The organism is Candidatus Poriferisocius sp., assembly GCF_965208475.1.
GTDB lineage: Bacteria > Actinomycetota > Acidimicrobiia > Acidimicrobiales > Bin134 > Poriferisocius.
Genome location: NZ_OZ242338.1, coordinates 2,311,792 through 2,326,759 on the forward strand (window position 1 = coordinate 2,311,792; position 14,968 = coordinate 2,326,759).

At 66.0% G+C, this 14,968-nt stretch carries 18 protein-coding genes; 3 read left to right on the plus strand and 15 right to left on the minus strand.

The features are described 5' to 3' along the window. Nucleotides 1–31 precede the first annotated feature (31 nt). From extP to ACOGXA_RS10870, 3 genes are all read right to left on the minus strand, one after another. Nucleotides 32–757, minus strand: coding sequence for a selenite/tellurite reduction operon b-type cytochrome ExtP (extP, locus tag ACOGXA_RS10860; protein ID WP_419923888.1), 726 nt, complete (start codon nt 755–757; stop codon nt 32–34). Nucleotides 758–859: 102 nt separating this feature from the next. Next, complete coding sequence (locus ACOGXA_RS10865; RefSeq protein ID WP_419923889.1) at nt 860–1,276, minus strand: NADH-quinone oxidoreductase subunit I; 417 nt, start codon at nt 1,274–1,276, stop codon at nt 860–862. Next, nucleotides 1,276–1,926 (minus strand): hypothetical protein, encoded by a 651-nt coding sequence (locus ACOGXA_RS10870; protein ID WP_419923890.1) that lies wholly within the window; start codon nt 1,924–1,926, stop codon nt 1,276–1,278. Before ACOGXA_RS10870 ends, ACOGXA_RS10865 begins: the two co-directional genes overlap by 1 nt. 106 nt (nt 1,927–2,032) lie before the next feature. On the opposite strand from ACOGXA_RS10870, the gene ACOGXA_RS10875 reads away from it, so the two are divergent. Both ACOGXA_RS10875 and ACOGXA_RS10880 read left to right on the plus strand, forming a co-directional pair. After that, nucleotides 2,033–2,857, plus strand: a complete 825-nt coding sequence (locus ACOGXA_RS10875) for a c-type cytochrome (protein ID WP_419923891.1) — start codon at nt 2,033–2,035, stop codon at nt 2,855–2,857. A 48-nt stretch (nt 2,858–2,905) separates the two neighbouring features. Further along, nucleotides 2,906–4,150 (plus strand): geranylgeranyl reductase family protein, encoded by a 1,245-nt coding sequence (locus tag ACOGXA_RS10880; protein ID WP_419923892.1) that lies wholly within the window; start codon nt 2,906–2,908, stop codon nt 4,148–4,150. Nucleotides 4,151–4,155: 5 nt separating this feature from the next. Here ACOGXA_RS10880 and hemL read toward each other — a convergent pair whose 3' ends face one another. The 11 genes from hemL to ACOGXA_RS10935 all read right to left on the minus strand — a co-directional run bounded on the left by hemL (nt 4,156) and on the right by ACOGXA_RS10935 (nt 14,088). Next, nucleotides 4,156–5,409 carry a glutamate-1-semialdehyde 2,1-aminomutase gene (gene hemL, locus ACOGXA_RS10885; RefSeq protein WP_419923893.1) on the minus strand — a complete coding sequence of 418 codons (1,254 nt, stop codon included), beginning with the start codon at nt 5,407–5,409 and terminating at the stop codon, nt 4,156–4,158. Between the two features lie 36 nt (nt 5,410–5,445). Beyond that, nucleotides 5,446–6,909, minus strand: coding sequence for a uroporphyrinogen-III C-methyltransferase (cobA, locus tag ACOGXA_RS10890; RefSeq protein ID WP_419923894.1), 1,464 nt, complete (start codon nt 6,907–6,909; stop codon nt 5,446–5,448). Beyond that, nucleotides 6,906–7,766 (minus strand): hydroxymethylbilane synthase, encoded by an 861-nt coding sequence (gene hemC, locus ACOGXA_RS10895; RefSeq protein ID WP_419923895.1) that lies wholly within the window; start codon nt 7,764–7,766, stop codon nt 6,906–6,908. Before hemC ends, cobA begins: the two co-directional genes overlap by 4 nt. 10 nt (nt 7,767–7,776) lie before the next feature. Continuing rightward, nucleotides 7,777–9,027, minus strand: a complete 1,251-nt coding sequence (locus ACOGXA_RS10900) for a glutamyl-tRNA reductase (protein WP_419923896.1) — start codon at nt 9,025–9,027, stop codon at nt 7,777–7,779. A gap of 74 nt (nt 9,028–9,101) precedes the next feature. Beyond that, the gene (locus tag ACOGXA_RS10905; protein ID WP_419923897.1) at nt 9,102–9,737 is read right to left on the minus strand and encodes a precorrin-2 dehydrogenase/sirohydrochlorin ferrochelatase family protein; all 636 of its coding nucleotides are present in this window, start codon (nt 9,735–9,737) and stop codon (nt 9,102–9,104) included. Nucleotides 9,738–9,836: 99 nt separating this feature from the next. Further along, nucleotides 9,837–10,700, minus strand: a complete 864-nt coding sequence (locus tag ACOGXA_RS10910) for an SAM hydrolase/SAM-dependent halogenase family protein (protein ID WP_419923898.1) — start codon at nt 10,698–10,700, stop codon at nt 9,837–9,839. A 37-nt stretch (nt 10,701–10,737) separates the two neighbouring features. Continuing rightward, the gene (locus ACOGXA_RS10915; RefSeq protein ID WP_419923899.1) at nt 10,738–11,022 is read right to left on the minus strand and encodes a helix-turn-helix domain-containing protein; all 285 of its coding nucleotides are present in this window, start codon (nt 11,020–11,022) and stop codon (nt 10,738–10,740) included. After that, nucleotides 11,019–11,816: a pyrroline-5-carboxylate reductase gene (gene proC / locus ACOGXA_RS10920; RefSeq protein ID WP_419923900.1), complete on the minus strand. Its 798-nt coding sequence runs from the start codon at nt 11,814–11,816 to the stop codon at nt 11,019–11,021. Before proC ends, ACOGXA_RS10915 begins: the two co-directional genes overlap by 4 nt. A 165-nt stretch (nt 11,817–11,981) precedes the next feature. Beyond that, nucleotides 11,982–12,470, minus strand: coding sequence for a YbjN domain-containing protein (locus ACOGXA_RS10925; protein ID WP_419923901.1), 489 nt, complete (start codon nt 12,468–12,470; stop codon nt 11,982–11,984). Between the two features lie 101 nt (nt 12,471–12,571). Continuing rightward, entirely contained in the window at nt 12,572–13,786 is a 1,215-nt protein-coding gene (locus ACOGXA_RS10930) for a glycosyltransferase (RefSeq protein WP_419923902.1), read from the minus strand. 65 nt (nt 13,787–13,851) lie between these two features. Then, nucleotides 13,852–14,088: a MoaD/ThiS family protein gene (locus ACOGXA_RS10935; protein WP_419923903.1), complete on the minus strand. Its 237-nt coding sequence runs from the start codon at nt 14,086–14,088 to the stop codon at nt 13,852–13,854. Between the two features lie 69 nt (nt 14,089–14,157). Here ACOGXA_RS10935 and ACOGXA_RS10940 point away from each other — a divergent pair, with 69 nt between their 5' ends. Then, nucleotides 14,158–14,754 (plus strand): histidine phosphatase family protein, encoded by a 597-nt coding sequence (locus ACOGXA_RS10940; RefSeq protein ID WP_419923904.1) that lies wholly within the window; start codon nt 14,158–14,160, stop codon nt 14,752–14,754. Here ACOGXA_RS10940 and ACOGXA_RS10945 read toward each other — a convergent pair. Then, a complete protein-coding gene (locus ACOGXA_RS10945; RefSeq protein ID WP_419923905.1) occupies nt 14,751–14,939 on the minus strand; it encodes a hypothetical protein in 189 nt (62 codons plus the stop codon). The two genes, ACOGXA_RS10940 and ACOGXA_RS10945, sit on opposite strands and share 4 nt — an antisense overlap. Nucleotides 14,940–14,968: the final 29 nt, after the last annotated feature.

Here is a 14,968-nt window from a genome sequence, read left to right on the forward strand (position 1 = left end):
AAGACGGGCCAGAAGCGTCATTGCAACGCTTCTACAGAGGCCCGGAAATACCTCCGTCCTTTCTAACTCGCCAGAAGTGGATGGCCATGAATATGACGATCACAAAGGGCAGCATGAGCACGTGCAGCACATACCATCGCAGCAGCGTGTCGGTGCCGATCTCCGCCCCGCCAAGCAGCGCGAATCGCACTTGGTCGCCGAATACCGGGGTGAAGCCCATCATGTTGGTTCCCACCGTCACCGCCCAGAGCGCCAGCTGGTCCCAGGGGAGCAGGTAGCCGGTGAACGACAGCAACAGGGTGAGGGTCAAGAGAATGACGCCAATGACCCAGTTGAACTCTCGGGGCGGCTTGTAGGCCCCGTGGTAGAAGACCCGGGCCATGTGCAAGAACACGGTGATGACCATGAGGTGGGCGGCCCATCGATGCATGTTGCGCACCAGCAGCCCGAAGGCGACCGACGTCTGAAGGGTGTAGATGTCATCCCAAGCCTGAGTCGCGGTGGGCCGGTAGAAGAACATCAAGAAGATGCCGGTCACGGTGAGCAAGATAAACAAGAAGAAGCTGAGGCCGCCCAGGCACAGTGTGTAGCTGACCTTCACCGCGTGGCGCTTCACCTTCACCGGGTGAAGGTGGTACAGCACGCTGTTCATGATCACGTAGCTGCGATTCCGGGGGCTGTCGCTGTAGCCCTTGCGGAATATGGATCCCGGGCGGAAGATGGACGACCAGGCCTGCGATCCCTGGACACCGCTCATCATGCCGCTCATAGCCTGCTTGGCCCGCTCGCTTGCCGGTGGTCTGGGCTGTCTTGCCACTTTTCTCCCTGAGTCCTTTTCCGTCCGTTCCGGGCCCTAGTTCTAGGTCAACCGCATGCCGTAGCCGTAGCCGTAGCTGGTCATTCGCTGATGCGGGTCGCCATCGCCTCCGGGATCGCCCAGTCGGCCCAGGGTGATCACGCCGGTGGGACACCGGTCCACGCACAGGGCACACCGGGTGCAGGCGTCCTCGTCGATGGTGAAGATCACATGGTCACTGGGGTCGACACCGGGCTGCTCGGCGCCTACCGCCAAGTCGACCGCGTCCGGGGCCACCATGTGGATGCACTTCCACGGGCAGATGTCCACGCAGCCTTCGCACATGATGCACTCAGACTGATCGATGTGGATGAACTGCTTGGGCTTCACCTTGCTTTGCAGATAGTCGTTGTCCACCTCTACCAGCACGTAGTCGTCGCGGAACTCCGGCATGGGGGGATTGGCATCGCCGCTGGCCATCAGACACTCGCCCCCTCTCTCACAATTGGTCGTCCATATTCAGACTTCTCCACCTCTGCCGGAGCAGTCTTGCCCCGGCTCTGCCACACCATCCAGCCGGCCACGTTCCCGGCCAAGGCCAAACCGTAGATCAACACCGCAACCACATCGCGCAATACCAAATAGGGAAGGTCAAACGGCAGGGCCCAGGAGATTATGCCCTGGTTGCCCACGTAATAGCCCTCGATGAGGCGGTCCTTGCGCCAGCCGAGCTCGCTGTCGGCATACACCAGCCACTGGTGGGGCACCACCCCATAGATCCAGAACAGCAGGAAGAAGACGCACGCCGCCGCGAACATGGCCTCGCCCCACGTGTGGTAGGTGCCCACTGGACGACGGCGGGCGTACTCCAAAAAGGCCACGATGCCTAGCACGGCCACCACTGAGGAGGCGGTGAGGGCCACATTGAAGTAGGGCGCGCCCAGTCCCTCGTCGTACTGGTGGACGGTGATGAACGCCCACAGGGCCAGGTAGAGCACGAAAACTCCCCCGAGGGCCATGTAGAACTTGGTGACGGCGCTGTCTATGGGCCTCTGAGCGGCCACGTTCCTCCCCTCGTGGGTGCGGGTCCGCGACAGATAGTAGTAGCCCCAACCCGTATTCCTACACATCAAACTGGCTGCTACCCACGCCCCGCAGCATCTGCTCAAAGTCACTGTTCGCGCTGGTTAGGCCGCTAGCGTCGGGTGGGCCTAATGTGGCGAGGGGCCGGAGGCTGTGCTGGCCGCAAGCCACAACGGAGGAGCGTTGGTAGAAGTACCCGAGCATTTGCTGCAACGATCGCTGGATCGGCGCAAGGACCTCGGCGCGACCACCGGCGACGAACCAGCCGCAGACGTTCCGCCTTCGGAGACCACCGCCGCTCCTGCGGTGGCGCAAACGCAGGCTCCTGCGGCCGCGGCGGCGCCCTCTTTGCCCGAGCTTCCCGATCTGGAACCGGAACCCGAGCCGCAGCCGGTGCCAGTCAAGCCATGGATTCAGGCCGCTCTGACCCGCAAGAAGATCCCCGTGTGGGCCGTGCCGGTCCTGATCTTCCTGCCTTTCTGGGCCATAATCTTTGCCGGCACTCTGGAGTCGCCGGAGCGCGACAGCGAGATCATTGCCATGGGCCGGGAGGTCTACGAGGGTGTTGGCGGATGCGCGGGCTGCCACGGCGCCGAAGGCGGTGGCGGGGTCGGCCCCGCGCTGAGCGATGGCCAGGTCATGGCCACGTTCAGCGACTGGGAAGACCATGTGATCTGGGTCATCAATGGGTCACCGGCCGAACCCGGCACCCTTTACGGCGATGACGGGGATGTGTCCCTGGGTGCAGCCAACGGCATGCCCGCCAACGGCGAAAAACTGAGCGCTCGGGAGATTCTGGCCGTGGTCTACTTCGAGCGGGTCGAATTGGGCGGCGCCGACGAAGCCGAACTGCACGACCTCGAAGAGCTGTTTGAGGCCGAAGAAGTCGTTTCCGAGGGGCTGAAATTCCCGATCGGGCAGACCTTCCCCAGCACGCTGCGCGGCCTGCTGTCCAGCGCCGGGATCGGAGCAGGCTGATCCACTCCCGGGTCAAGCTGGCGGCATGAGAAACTGCGTGGCCTGTCGATGAGCTCGCGTCGGGATTTGCTGGTGGTGGGCGGCGGTCCGGCGGGAGCAGCCACCGCCTACTGGGCTGCCCAACACGGCCTCGACGTAGTGGTGGTGGAGCGCAAGCAGTTCCCCCGCGACAAGACGTGCGGCGACGGGCTGACCCCGCGGGCGGTCAAATCACTCGCCGACATGGGGCTCGGCGAAGAGCTGGCCCGTTATCACCGCTACGGGGGCCTGCGGGCGGTGGCCCACCGGCGGACGATGGAGTTGGCGTGGCCCCAACACCCGGTGTTCCCCGACTACGGCTATGTGGTGCGGCGGCGGGAGCTCGACCAACTTGTGGCCGACCGCGCGGTGGCTGCCGGGGCCGAATTGCTCCTCGGCGCCGAAGCCACTCGTCCGGTCCTTGTCAACGGGCTATTGGACGGCGCGGAGGTGGCGGTTAAGGCCACCGGCGACACCTGTCAGATCCGGGCCCGCTATGTGGCGGTGGCCGACGGGGCCAACTCCCGGTTCGGTCGGGCTCTGGGAACAGCCCGCGACCGGGCCTACCCCCAGGGCATGGCCATCCGCACCTATTTCGAGAGTCCGCTGCACGACACCCCGTGGATCGAGAGCGCTCTGGACATGCGAGACCGCAACGGCAACTCGCTGCCCGGGTACGGCTGGATCTTCCCACTGGGCGACGGGTGCGTGAATGTGGGCGTCGGGCTGCTGTCCACTTTCCGGGATTACACCTCGGTGAACACCTCGCACTTGATGACAGAGTTCGCGGCCACCCTGCCCGCCTACTGGGAGATCGACCCCCACCGGCCGCTCATCGACCCTGTGGGTGGCCGTCTGCCCATGGCCGGGTCGGTAAGCCCCAAAGTGGGGCCGAACTACCTGGTAGTGGGGGACGCGGCCGGGTCGGTGAACCCGTTCAACGGCGAGGGAATCGACTACGCCTATGAGACCGGGAAGATGGCCGCCGATTTGGTGGCCGAGGCGATAGCCACCGGCGACGGCGGGGCGATCTGGCGGTACCCGGCGCTGCTGGAGGAGAACTACGGGACGTACTTCCGCGTGGCCCGGCTTTTCGCCCGGCTGATCGGCAAACCGGCGCTGTTGCGAGAACTCACCCGGATCGGCATGCAGTCGCGCCCGGCCATGGAGTGGGCTCTGCGGATCATGGCCAACCTCATGGACCCCGACCACCCCGGAGCAGCCGAGTACATCTACAAGGCGGTCGCCCGGGTCTCGATGGCGGCATCGCCATAGATCGACTACTTCGGCAAAGCAGCCGCGAAGGCCTCCACCGAGGTGTCAATGTGGTCGTCGGTGTGAGCCAGGCTGGGGAACAGAGCCTCATAGGGACCGGGGGCCAACGCCACTCCAGCCTCGAGCAGGGCGTGAAACACCTGGGAATAGACGCCGTTTTCCGCGGCGGCTTTGGCCTGCTCGAAATCGGTCGGCGCCTGATCGCAGAAGAACACCCCCAGCAGCGACCCCACTCGGGGCACGGTGCAGGCGACCCCGGCAGCCGCGGCGGCCGCAGCCATGCCGTCGCCCAGCCGGGCCGCAGTGCCAGTCAGGGTGCGGTAGGCGTCCGGGCTGAGCTGCTCCAGAGTGGCCAAGCCGGCCGCGGTGGCCAGCGGGTTCCCCGACAGCGTGCCAGCCTGGTAGACGCCGCCTAGCGGGGCTAGGCACTCCATGAAGTCTGCCCGTCCGCCGAATACGCCGATGGGCAGCCCACCGCCCACCACCTTGCCAAAGCACCACAGGTCGGGGGTCACCCCGAACCATTCGGTGGCCCCGCCGGGGGCCAGGCGGAAGCCGGTGATCACCTCGTCGAACACCAGCAGGGCGCCAGTCTGGTCGCAGGCAGCTCGCAGCCCCTCCAGAAACCCGGGTGCTGGGGCCACCACCCCCATGTTGGCCGCCACCGGCTCCACCACCACCGCGGCTACCTCGTCGTCCACCGCGGGGATCTGGTTGAACGGGGCCACCACGGTGTCAGCCACCGCTCCCGGCGTGACTCCCGCCGAGTCGGCCAAGCCCTGATTGGCAACGCCGCTGCCCCCGGCGGCCAGCAGTCCGTCGCTGTGACCGTGGTAGCAGCCGGCGAACTTGATGATCTTGTTGCGACCGGTGGCGCCTCGAGCCAGCCGGACGGCAGCCATAGCCGCCTCGGTGCCGCTGGAAGTGAGCCGAGTCCAGTCCATTCCGGGCACCCGGTCGCACAGCATCTCGGCCAGCAACACCTCGCGCTCGGTGGGTGCCCCGTAACTAGTGCCGCCTGCCGCGGCCTCAATAACTGCTTCGGTCACAACAGGATGAGCATGGCCCAAGATGCCGGGGCCATAGCTCTGCACGTAGTCGATGTAGCGGCGCCCCTCCACATCCCATACATAGGGTCCTGCGGCCCGGGCCACGAAGTACGGAGTTCCCCCGACCGACCGGAATGAGCGCACCGGAGAGTTGACCCCGCCGGGAATGACCCGCTTCGCCCGCTCGAACAAACCCCGGTTGGTGACCATGCCTGCGAGCATAGAGGTGCCACCGGCGGCGGGCCCTCAGCGAGTGAAGAAGTCCTCCAGAGCGGCAATCAGGCCATCGACGGTGTGCTCGGCGGCCTCCACCGCAACCTCTAGACCCCGGTGGCGGGCGGTAGCGGATGTGACAGGGCCTATGGTGGCTACTGCGTCGGGCACGGCGTCGGCGCCGTAGGCGTCCACAAAGTTGGCGACGGTGGACGATGAGGTGAAGGCGATTGCCTCGGCGGTGGCCAGCAGGTCCGCCGCGTCGGGATCAGGGGCCGGCGCCACGGTGCGGTAGGCAGGAACCACGTCGACGTCCCAGCCCGCGGCGGCTAGCCCGTCGGGCAACACGTCGCGGGCGGCATCGGCTCGGGGGATGAGCACTCGGCCCGCACCATCGGGTCCAACCTCATCGCCCAGGGCTTCCAGCAGCGATTCGGCTACGTACTGCTCGGGAACCAGGTCGGCGATCACGTTGCGGGCGGCCAACGCCGCCGCGGTGCCCGGCCCGATGGCAGCCACCTTCACGCCCCCAAGACTGCGGGCATCTCGCATCTGCTCGAAGAATCGGGCCACCCCGGTCGGCGAGGTGAGCACAACCCAGTCATAACTTCCAACCTCGGCCGCGGCTAGGGCCAGGCGGTCGATGTCGGAAGGGGGCTCAAAGGCGATGACCGGCAACTCGATGGCCTCCGCCCCCCTTCGACGCAGCACAACAGCCATTTCGGCGGCTTGGGTTTGAGCCCGGGTCACGACGATGCGGCGGCCGAACAGGGGCCGGTTCTCAAACCAGGCCAGATCCGAGGCGGCCACTTCACCGATCACGATGGTGGTGGGAGGCTGTGGATCCAAGTCGGCCAGAGTGGCCAGGGTGGCCCGCAGCGTGCGCTGATTGGGGCGGGTGCCCCACTGCACCGCGGCTGCTGGCGTGTCGGAGGCCAGGCCCGCGGCGATCAGCCGCACGCAGATGGCGCGGCAACGGGCCGCGCCCATGAGCACCACCACCGTGCCCCCAAGGGCGGCAACCGCCTCCCAGTTGACTGATCCCTCCCCTTTGGCCGGGTCCTCATGGCCGGTGACCACGGTGAACGAAGTAGAGGAATACCGCATGGTCACGGGGATCCCGGCGTAAGCGGGCACTGCCACTGCCGAGGTGATGCCGGGAACGACCTCAAAGGCGATCCCAGCCGCGGCCAGCGCGGCGGCCTCTTCGCCGCCTCGGGCGAACACAAAGGGGTCGCCACCTTTGAGGCGCACCACTTGTTGCCCGGTCCGGCCTCGCTCCACCAACAGGGCGTTGATGTCTGCTTGAGAGGTTCGGGGCCCACCGGGTTGTTTGCCCACCGAGATGCACTCGGCATCCGCGGGTGCTAGGTCAAGCAGGGAGGCCACCGACAACCGGTCGTAGACCACCACATCAGCACCAGCCAGCACTTCGGCGCCCCTCAGGGTAAACAGGGAGGGATCACCCGGGCCGGCACCGACCAGGTAGACCGTCATCGGGCCGTCGCCTGCAACAGCTTGCGGGCCAAATCCCGGCCCAACGCCTCCCCGTCTGCTCCTTCGCCGACCACAACATGACAGCGGCCGCTGGGCCCGTCGGCCAGCACTGCCCGCATGACGAGCGTGTCGCCCCGTATGTGGGCGTGGGCCCCGGCGGGCAGCGTGCAGTCGCCGCCCAGTGTGCCCAAAAAGGCCCGCTCGGCATCCACGACGCGGCGGGCGAGAGGGTCTTGGATAGCAGCCAGCAACGAGCGGACCCGCTGGTCGCCCTCTCGACACTCCACCGCCAACGCACCCTGGCCAACTTGGGGAACCATGACGTCACAGCCCAGCACGTCGGCAACCGGCGGGTGTTCGTCCAAGCGGTCCAAGGCTGCTTTGGCCACGATTACCGCGTCGAAGTCCTGGGCCTTGGCCAGACGGGTGGCGATGTTGCCCCGAAGCTCGGAAAACCTCAGATCGCCGCGAAGTTCTCTCAATTGGGCCCGGCGGCGGGCTGAACCGGTGGCCACCACTGCCCCCTCGGGCAGGTCAGCCAACCGGCAGCCCACCAGCACGTCTCGAGGGTCGCCACGGCCGGGCACGGCGGCCAGCACCAGGCCGTCAGGTGTGGCCGCGGGCAGATCCTTGGCCGAATGAACCGCCAGATCGGCTCGGCCGTCGAGCACCGCGGCCTGCACCTCCTTGACGAACACCCCCTTGCCGCCGATGGCCGAAATCGGCTCTTCGGCCAAGCGGTCGCCCGTCGTGGTAACCAGCAGAGGTTGGACGTCGGCGGCGCGGCCCAGCAATTCGGCGATGTGGGCGGTTTGCCAGCGGGCCAAGGCGCTGCCTCGGGTGGCGGCACGCAGCATGGGGTTGATTCTAGAGATCGAACAGGTCCCGGAGTGCTTCGGACAGCCGGTCGCCCCGGGGGGATCCAGCAGCGTCTTTCAGCCTCACGGTGGGCTCATGCAAGAGCTTGCCCACCAGCCCCCGAGTGGCGGCCTCGACGGCATCCCGCTCGGCTGGAGAAAGACCGGCAGCGTGGCGATCCGCCTCCTCCTTGCGCAATACCTCCGCCCGAGTTCGGAATGCCGCAATCAGCGGTGCCGCCTCCCGGGCCGAGCTGTAATCCAAGTAGCGGTTCACCTCGTCGTCGATGATGCTGCGCACCCGGTCCAACTCGGCGCGGCGCTCGCGCAGGCCCCGATCGGCGAAGGTCCGCAGATCGTCCATATCAAGCAGCGTCACCCCGTCCAACTCGCCGGCGGCGGGATCCACGTCCCGGGGCACCGCCACATCCACGATCAGCAGCGGGCGGTTGCCCCGCTGCGCCATGATCTCGGCCACGTCGCAATGCTCCAGAATCAGCGAAGAGGCGCCGGTGGAAGTCAACAGGACATCCACAGCCGCCAAGTCGGCCGACATCTCGTCAAGGCCCACCGCCCGGCCACCGATGCGCTGGGCCAACTCCTCGGCCCGCCCGGTGGTGCGATTGGCCACAACAACTTCGGCCGTCCCGCTCTTGGCCAGGCTGGCGGCCATGCCCTCGCCCATGTCGCCCGCCCCGAGCACCATCAAGCGGCGGCCGTTCAGCCCGTTCAACTGCTCGGCGGCCAAAGCCACTGCGGCGTGGGACACCGAAGTTATGTGCCGGGAGATCCCCGTCTCGGTGCGAGCCCGCTTGCCTACTTCCACCGCGTGACGGAAGACAGCGTTCAGGGTGGTGCCGCAAGTGCCCTCCAGCCGAGCCGTCTCCCACGCGCTCTTCACCTGCCCTTGGATTTCGTGCTCGCCGAGCACGGCGGAATCGAGTCCGCAGGCCACCGAGAACAGGTGGGCCGCGGCATCGGCCTCGTAGTGGGAGTAGAGGGCGTCGCTGAACTGCTCGGGGGGAACATGGCCCGTCTCGCACAGGAAGTCCCGCACATTCTGGAAGGCCCCGTGGAAGGTCTCAGCGAACACGTAGACCTCGATGCGGTTGCAGGTAGACAGCACTACTGCCTCGGAGACGTGCTCGCGTCCGATGAGGTCGCCCAACGCCTTGGGGAGACTGGACTCATCAATGGTCATCCGCTCCAAGAGCCCGAGCGGCGCCGATCGGTGATTGAGGCCTATCGCGAGTACAGACACTGGTCAGCCTGACCCGTCTCTACCGGAGGCTTCCGGTTTCAAAATCGATGCTTGCCATCGCTGTCCGTTTTCGCCTACATCAGGGTGTTGTCGACCAGGCGGTCGATCTTCGCTTGCGCTTGTCCGGTTTCGCCGGAGCGGATCAACTCCAGCATCCCCGAATCCAGTACATCTTGCCAAGCCAGGCCCTCGGTATGCACGCCTGCGGCCCGAATCTGCTCGCGTGCCCCGCTGAGCAGGCATAACAGGGTCTCAAATTCGGGGCCGATCTCGTCTTCCAAACGCTGGCGCAGCCAGCGCGATAGAGCCGGACTCTGGCCGCCGGTGGAGCAGGTCACCATGAGCGGACCGCGCCGCAGCTTGCTCGGGAGGGTGAACGAGCAGCTCTCGGGGTCGTCGGCGCTGTTCACCCACACTCCGGCCTCTTCGCCGTCGCGATAAACCTCGGCGTTGACCTCTTTGCGGCCCGTGGCCGCCACCACCAGCCGGTAGCCCGCAACATCGCCGATCCGATAGGGACGGCGATGCACGGTCACGCCGGGACGGGCCTCCAGATCGGGAACCACGTCGGGAGCTATCACATCCACCAGCGCCCCGGCTTCCAACAGGCCTTCAGTCTTGGCCAAGGCCACCCGGCCACCGCCCACCACCAGGCAGCGGCGGCCGTCAACCCGCAGATTAACCGGGTACAGGGTCTCTTCGATGGGCATGGCCAACGACAGGTCAGCGAACCAGCACAAACAGCTGGATTACCCCGGCGAGGAGGATCGCCGACAACAAGATGGCGATTGCAATAGTTGTTCCTGGTCTCATGCCAGTGCCTCTGGTTGTCTGGGTTGCAGTTGTACCGGGGTGGCCGGAGCAGACCCGCCGGACTCCACAGTGATGGCGTCTCCCTCCACGCAATTCAACTCCAGTGCGGACGAACCCCGGTTCGCGGCAACGGCCACCAAGCCGTACGAGTCTACCAGCACCCCGAGTTCGCCACTGCCCAGGTCGCTGAAACTGCCGACCCGGCGGGCGTTGCGCCCCACATCGCCGGCAGTGAGCCGCAACTCATCGCCCAGCCGCTCGATATCGTGGGGATCGAGATTGAGCTGCAAGTTGCCGTATCGGTCGATCCACATCACCTCGGCAAACACCCGGTCGCCGTCGACTCGGCTGACCGGCACGATCCCCGGTGTGAGGGAATGCACCGGAATCAGCTCCCCCACATCAGCGAGGTCAGCACCCATACACAGGTGGGCAGCCACGGGGGCGAACACATCGCGGCCGGCGAACGTGGGGCCGAGAGAAGCGAGGTGATAGTGCTGGGCGGTGAGCTCGACTGCTCGAGACGCCCCGCCGACCATGGCCACCGCCGGGGCCAGCAAGCCGTTGTCTGGACCAACCAGCACCGAGGTGCCATCGCCAACTTCTATCGCCACCGCCCGCCGATTGCCGCCCACACCGGGGTCGACCACAGCCAGAACCACGCCGGGCATCAGGTACTGGGCGCTGCGGGCCAAGGCCAGACCTCCGGCCCGGACATCGTGGGGCGAGATGTTGTGGGTGATGTCCACCACCACCACCTCGGGAGCCACCGAGCGGATGACCGACTTCACCACCCCGACGAACTCATCGGCCAAGCCGTAGTCCGACAGAAACGAGATGGTGTCGTAGCGCAGCGTCATTGCATGCCCAGCGCTGCGGAGAAACCCCTAGGCAGTGTCAGCCTGCCTGGGTGTAGCGGCTGGCCAGATAGCGGTCGACGTCGCCCTCTCGCAATCGGTACGACTTGCCAATCCTCACAGCCGGCAAATCTCGGGCCTTGATCAGTCGATAGACCGTCATAGTTGAGACTCTCATGAGGGCGGCAACTTCTGCCACGGTCATGAGTCTTTCCCGCCCGTCTGGCTTCGCCATGCCTAAACACCCCTCACTCCGCTGTGCGTTGCTCACCTTACGCGGCACTGCCAGTTGAGTGCCACCCCGCTTGGCAAGTGGAGAAATCATCGGGATTTCCCCAGTTCACGGCTCCGTTCGGTGGCGGCGCGTACCGCAGCGACGAACGCGTCCGCGGTCCCGCGGGATTCCAACTCCGCGATACCTCGGGCTGTGGTACCGCCCGGGGAGGTAACTGCGGCCCTCAGGTCGGCGGGTAGCTCGCCTGACTCAACCAGCAGACGGGCAGCCCCCAAAATGGTCTGGCGGGTGAGGGCGTCGGCCATGTCGGCGGACAAGCCGACCTCCACCCCTGCGGCCATCAGGCTCTCAGCCAGCCAGAACACATAGGCCGGCCCCGACCCCGACAGCCCAGTGACCGCATCCAGCGTCGGCTCGTCACATACGACCACCGTGCCTACCGCCTCGAGAATGCCGGTGGCCCACACCAGATCCTCAGCGGTGGCATGACTGCCCGCCGCGATGGCCGCCGCGCCCGCGCCCACCAGCGCCGGCGTGTTGGGCATGGCCCTGACTACCCGGGCACCGTCGTCCAAAACAGCTTGAAGAGCCGCGGTGGTGATGCCTGCCGCGATGCTGAGCACGCGCGCCACCCCGGCCTCTCGGAGACGGGCGCCAGCAGCCGAAGCATCGTCGGGTTTTACCGCCAGCACGGCATCAGCCCATTCGACGGCGTGCTCGACCACCTCGACGCCGGGGAAGCGGTTGGCCAGTTCGGCTCGCCGATCTGAGATCTTCTCCACCACGGCCAGCTCGCCAGGCTGAGCCCAACCGCCGGCCAAAAGACCGCCGAGCAGGGCCTCGCCCATGCGGCCCCCACCGATCAGTTGCAGTCGAAGTGCCACCTCACTGCTATAGCAGACTCATAGAGAGGGCGGGCGGCTTCTCCACCAGAAGAAGATGCCGGCCGGTGGGAGGACTTCCCCGATCCCGCCCACCGGCCAGGTGCATTGCGAAGAAGACTCTACGTCTCAGTTATATGAAAAACAACTGAGAAATATTGAAATAGATTATTTTTTGAAGATAGTTTCATACCCGATTCGCATACACGAACGGAACCAACGCTCCCCATAGGCGTAAAACGAGCCCAGAAGGCGATCGACCTCAACCTCCGTCACCGCATGCACCGGCAACTCGGCAACCAGGAACACAGCATCTTCGATGCCGATTGCGAACCGCAGCCCGGTCAGCTCGCGGTTTCGTCGCAGCAGATATTCGTACAACCGGCCTTCGTTCTCCTCGGGTGCGGGCATGAAGTGGCACTCGCAGTGCAAGAGGCGCTGGCCGAGAGTGAACCACACGGTGGACACCGCCTTCTCCTCCCCGACCATCCTCACATACCAACGGCGGTGACCGGGCTCACCCCGGTCCACGGTCAGCACGGAGGGGTTGGTGCGAAGCTGATCGTCCAGCCAGGCATCGATGTCTGCCTCCAACCCAGCCAGCTCTCCCACCGACAACGGCGCGCCTTCACTGCCCCGGCCGAGATGCTGGGTCATCTGCAATCACCCTCAGCAATAGCAGGGCGGGTCATCTGCAATCACCCTCAGCAATAGCAGGGCGGGTCATCTGCAATCACCCTCAGCAATAGCAGGGCGGGTCATGTGCAATCGACGGGCACTCGGGACTGGGCTTTTCGATAGGTGTCTCGCAGCGAAAGGGCCATGGCGGCCCAAGAGAACGATCGAGCCCGTTCAGCCGCATCCAAGGCCATCTCGGCGGCGAGGAGCGGGTTGTCGATCAACGCGGCCACCTGAGCGGCGAACGCCTCGGGCGTGGCATCGTCCACCAGGAAACCGGTACGACCGTGGTCGACCACCGAGCGCAGGCCCCCCACAGGGGCAGCCACCACAGGGGTGCCGCTGGCCGCAGCCTCAAGGGCGACCAATCCGAAGGACTCGCTCCGGCTGGGCACCAGCACGACGTCGGCGGCCCGGTAGTACGTGGAAAGCCAGTGGTGGGGACGAGGCGGAACCAGCGTCACCCGATCGGCCAATCCCACATCCTGGATGCGGGATTGCAGGCGCTGGTACTCAACCTCGCCTTCGGGGCCACTGGGCCCGCCTACCACCAGCAGACGCGCATCGGCACGAGCCAGACAGGCCATCGTCTCCACCGCCACGAGGGGCCGCTTGAGCGGCTGTATCCGGCCCACAAAGAGCAAGAGCGGCCCACGACCCAAACCCAGGGCCCCGCGGGCACCGTCCTGGTTGCCCGGGGAGAACAGCGCGTGTTCCACGCCGGGAGGGGCCAGAGCAATTCGCTCGGGCGGGGCATTGTAAAAGCTCTGAAGCTGTTGGGCCTCTGGTTCGCACGATGCGATGACCACATCAGCACAGCCGATTACCTCGGTCTCGGCCCGGGCCCGGTGCTCTGACTCGGGATCGCCGGCGGCTGCCTTTACCCGAGCCAGCGTGTGGAATGTCACGGCCAACGGGACCTCCACCGCGTGCTTGACCCGGTGACCGGCCACCCCTGACAACCAGTAATTGGCGTGGATTATGTCGGGGCGACCTCGCCGCCGCATGTCGGCCAGAACACCGTCGGCGAACTCGTCCACCACACCGACAAGGTCTTCCTTGCCCAAATCAGCGGGCCCCGCGTCAATATGGACGACGGTGACGCCCGGTTCAATGGCCACCTCATAGGGCAGACCTTTCTGCCCTCGGCGCACATACACCCGGCACTCGCTGCCGGAGTGGGCCAGTGCCGCGGCCATCTCTCGGACGTAGACGTTCATCCCCCCGCTATCGCCAACACCAGGTTGAGACAGGGGCGAGGTGTGCAGCGACAGGATCGCCACGCTATTGGTCATGGCCCCACGCTTCGGACCGTGGCGAAACAGCACAGAAAACAAAGAACTGGCATGACCAGAGAAGGCTACCCCCCAGATACCGGGGGCAACACCGCCACCTCGTCACCATCGACCACCGGCTCAGATCCGGTGACCGGCTCGCCGTTGAGCCACACTCGGCAAATCTGAAGCTGATCGGCGAACGCGGCCCCGTAGCGGTCGGCAGCGGTGGCCAGAACTTGGTCTACGGTGGCTCCGGGCACTTCGTCTTGCCCGGTTCCAGCCGCCTCCCTGACATGGGCGAACAGGCGCAGCGTGGCCATGACGAAAGTGTATGGGAAACCTTCCCCTGTGCCATGGTCCGAAAAGTGGTGGGCATTACCGTTTGAGCCGTGCCCCATCTGTTGCTCTTGCGCCACGGGCAATCGGAATGGAACGCGTTGGGGCGCTGGCAGGGCCAAGCCGATCCCCCGCTTTCGGAACTGGGACGCCGGCAGGCGGCCGCCGCGGCAGCCCGGCTCGAACCGGTTGAGGTCGTGGCCTCATCTACCCTGCAACGCTCGCTAACCAGCGCGGAGATCATTGCCCAGGCAATGGGCTGCGATCCCCCGGTGCCGGTTCCCGAGCTGATCGAGCGGGATGTACGGGAATTCTCCGGGCTGACCCGAGTTCAGATTGAAGAGAGGTATCCGGGCTTTTTGGAAGACGGCCGGCGGCCGCCGGGCTGGGAGCAAGACGACGCCTTGCTGGCCCGGGTCTTGGCCGGCCTCAACCGATTGGCCGGGCTGGTCGGCGACCGAACTGCGGTGGTGGTCACCCACGGCGGGGTGATCTACTCGTTAGAGGCCCATCTGGGCTGCCCTCCCAGCCGGGTCACCAACATGAGCGGCCGATGGGTGACTGTGGCCGGCGGTCGACTGGTAGCCGGAGAGCGGATCCACCCCCTCGAGAGCGTGGAAATCCAAACCCCGTCTTCTGATCTGCTCTAGCCAGACCAAGGCTCCAGGAGCCCCGCGCAGCGCTGGAGCACCGGGCGTCGGTCGATGCTGCCGTCGGCCACAGCCGCTTCGACACGAAGGCGCAGGGTGTCGAGATCGTCTAGGTCGGCAAGCACCGCTTCCACGTCGATCAGATCGCTCTCCACGTCGCCCAGCAGCGACTCCCAGGCTTCCACCGCGGGGCATATTACCGGCCCCACCAACG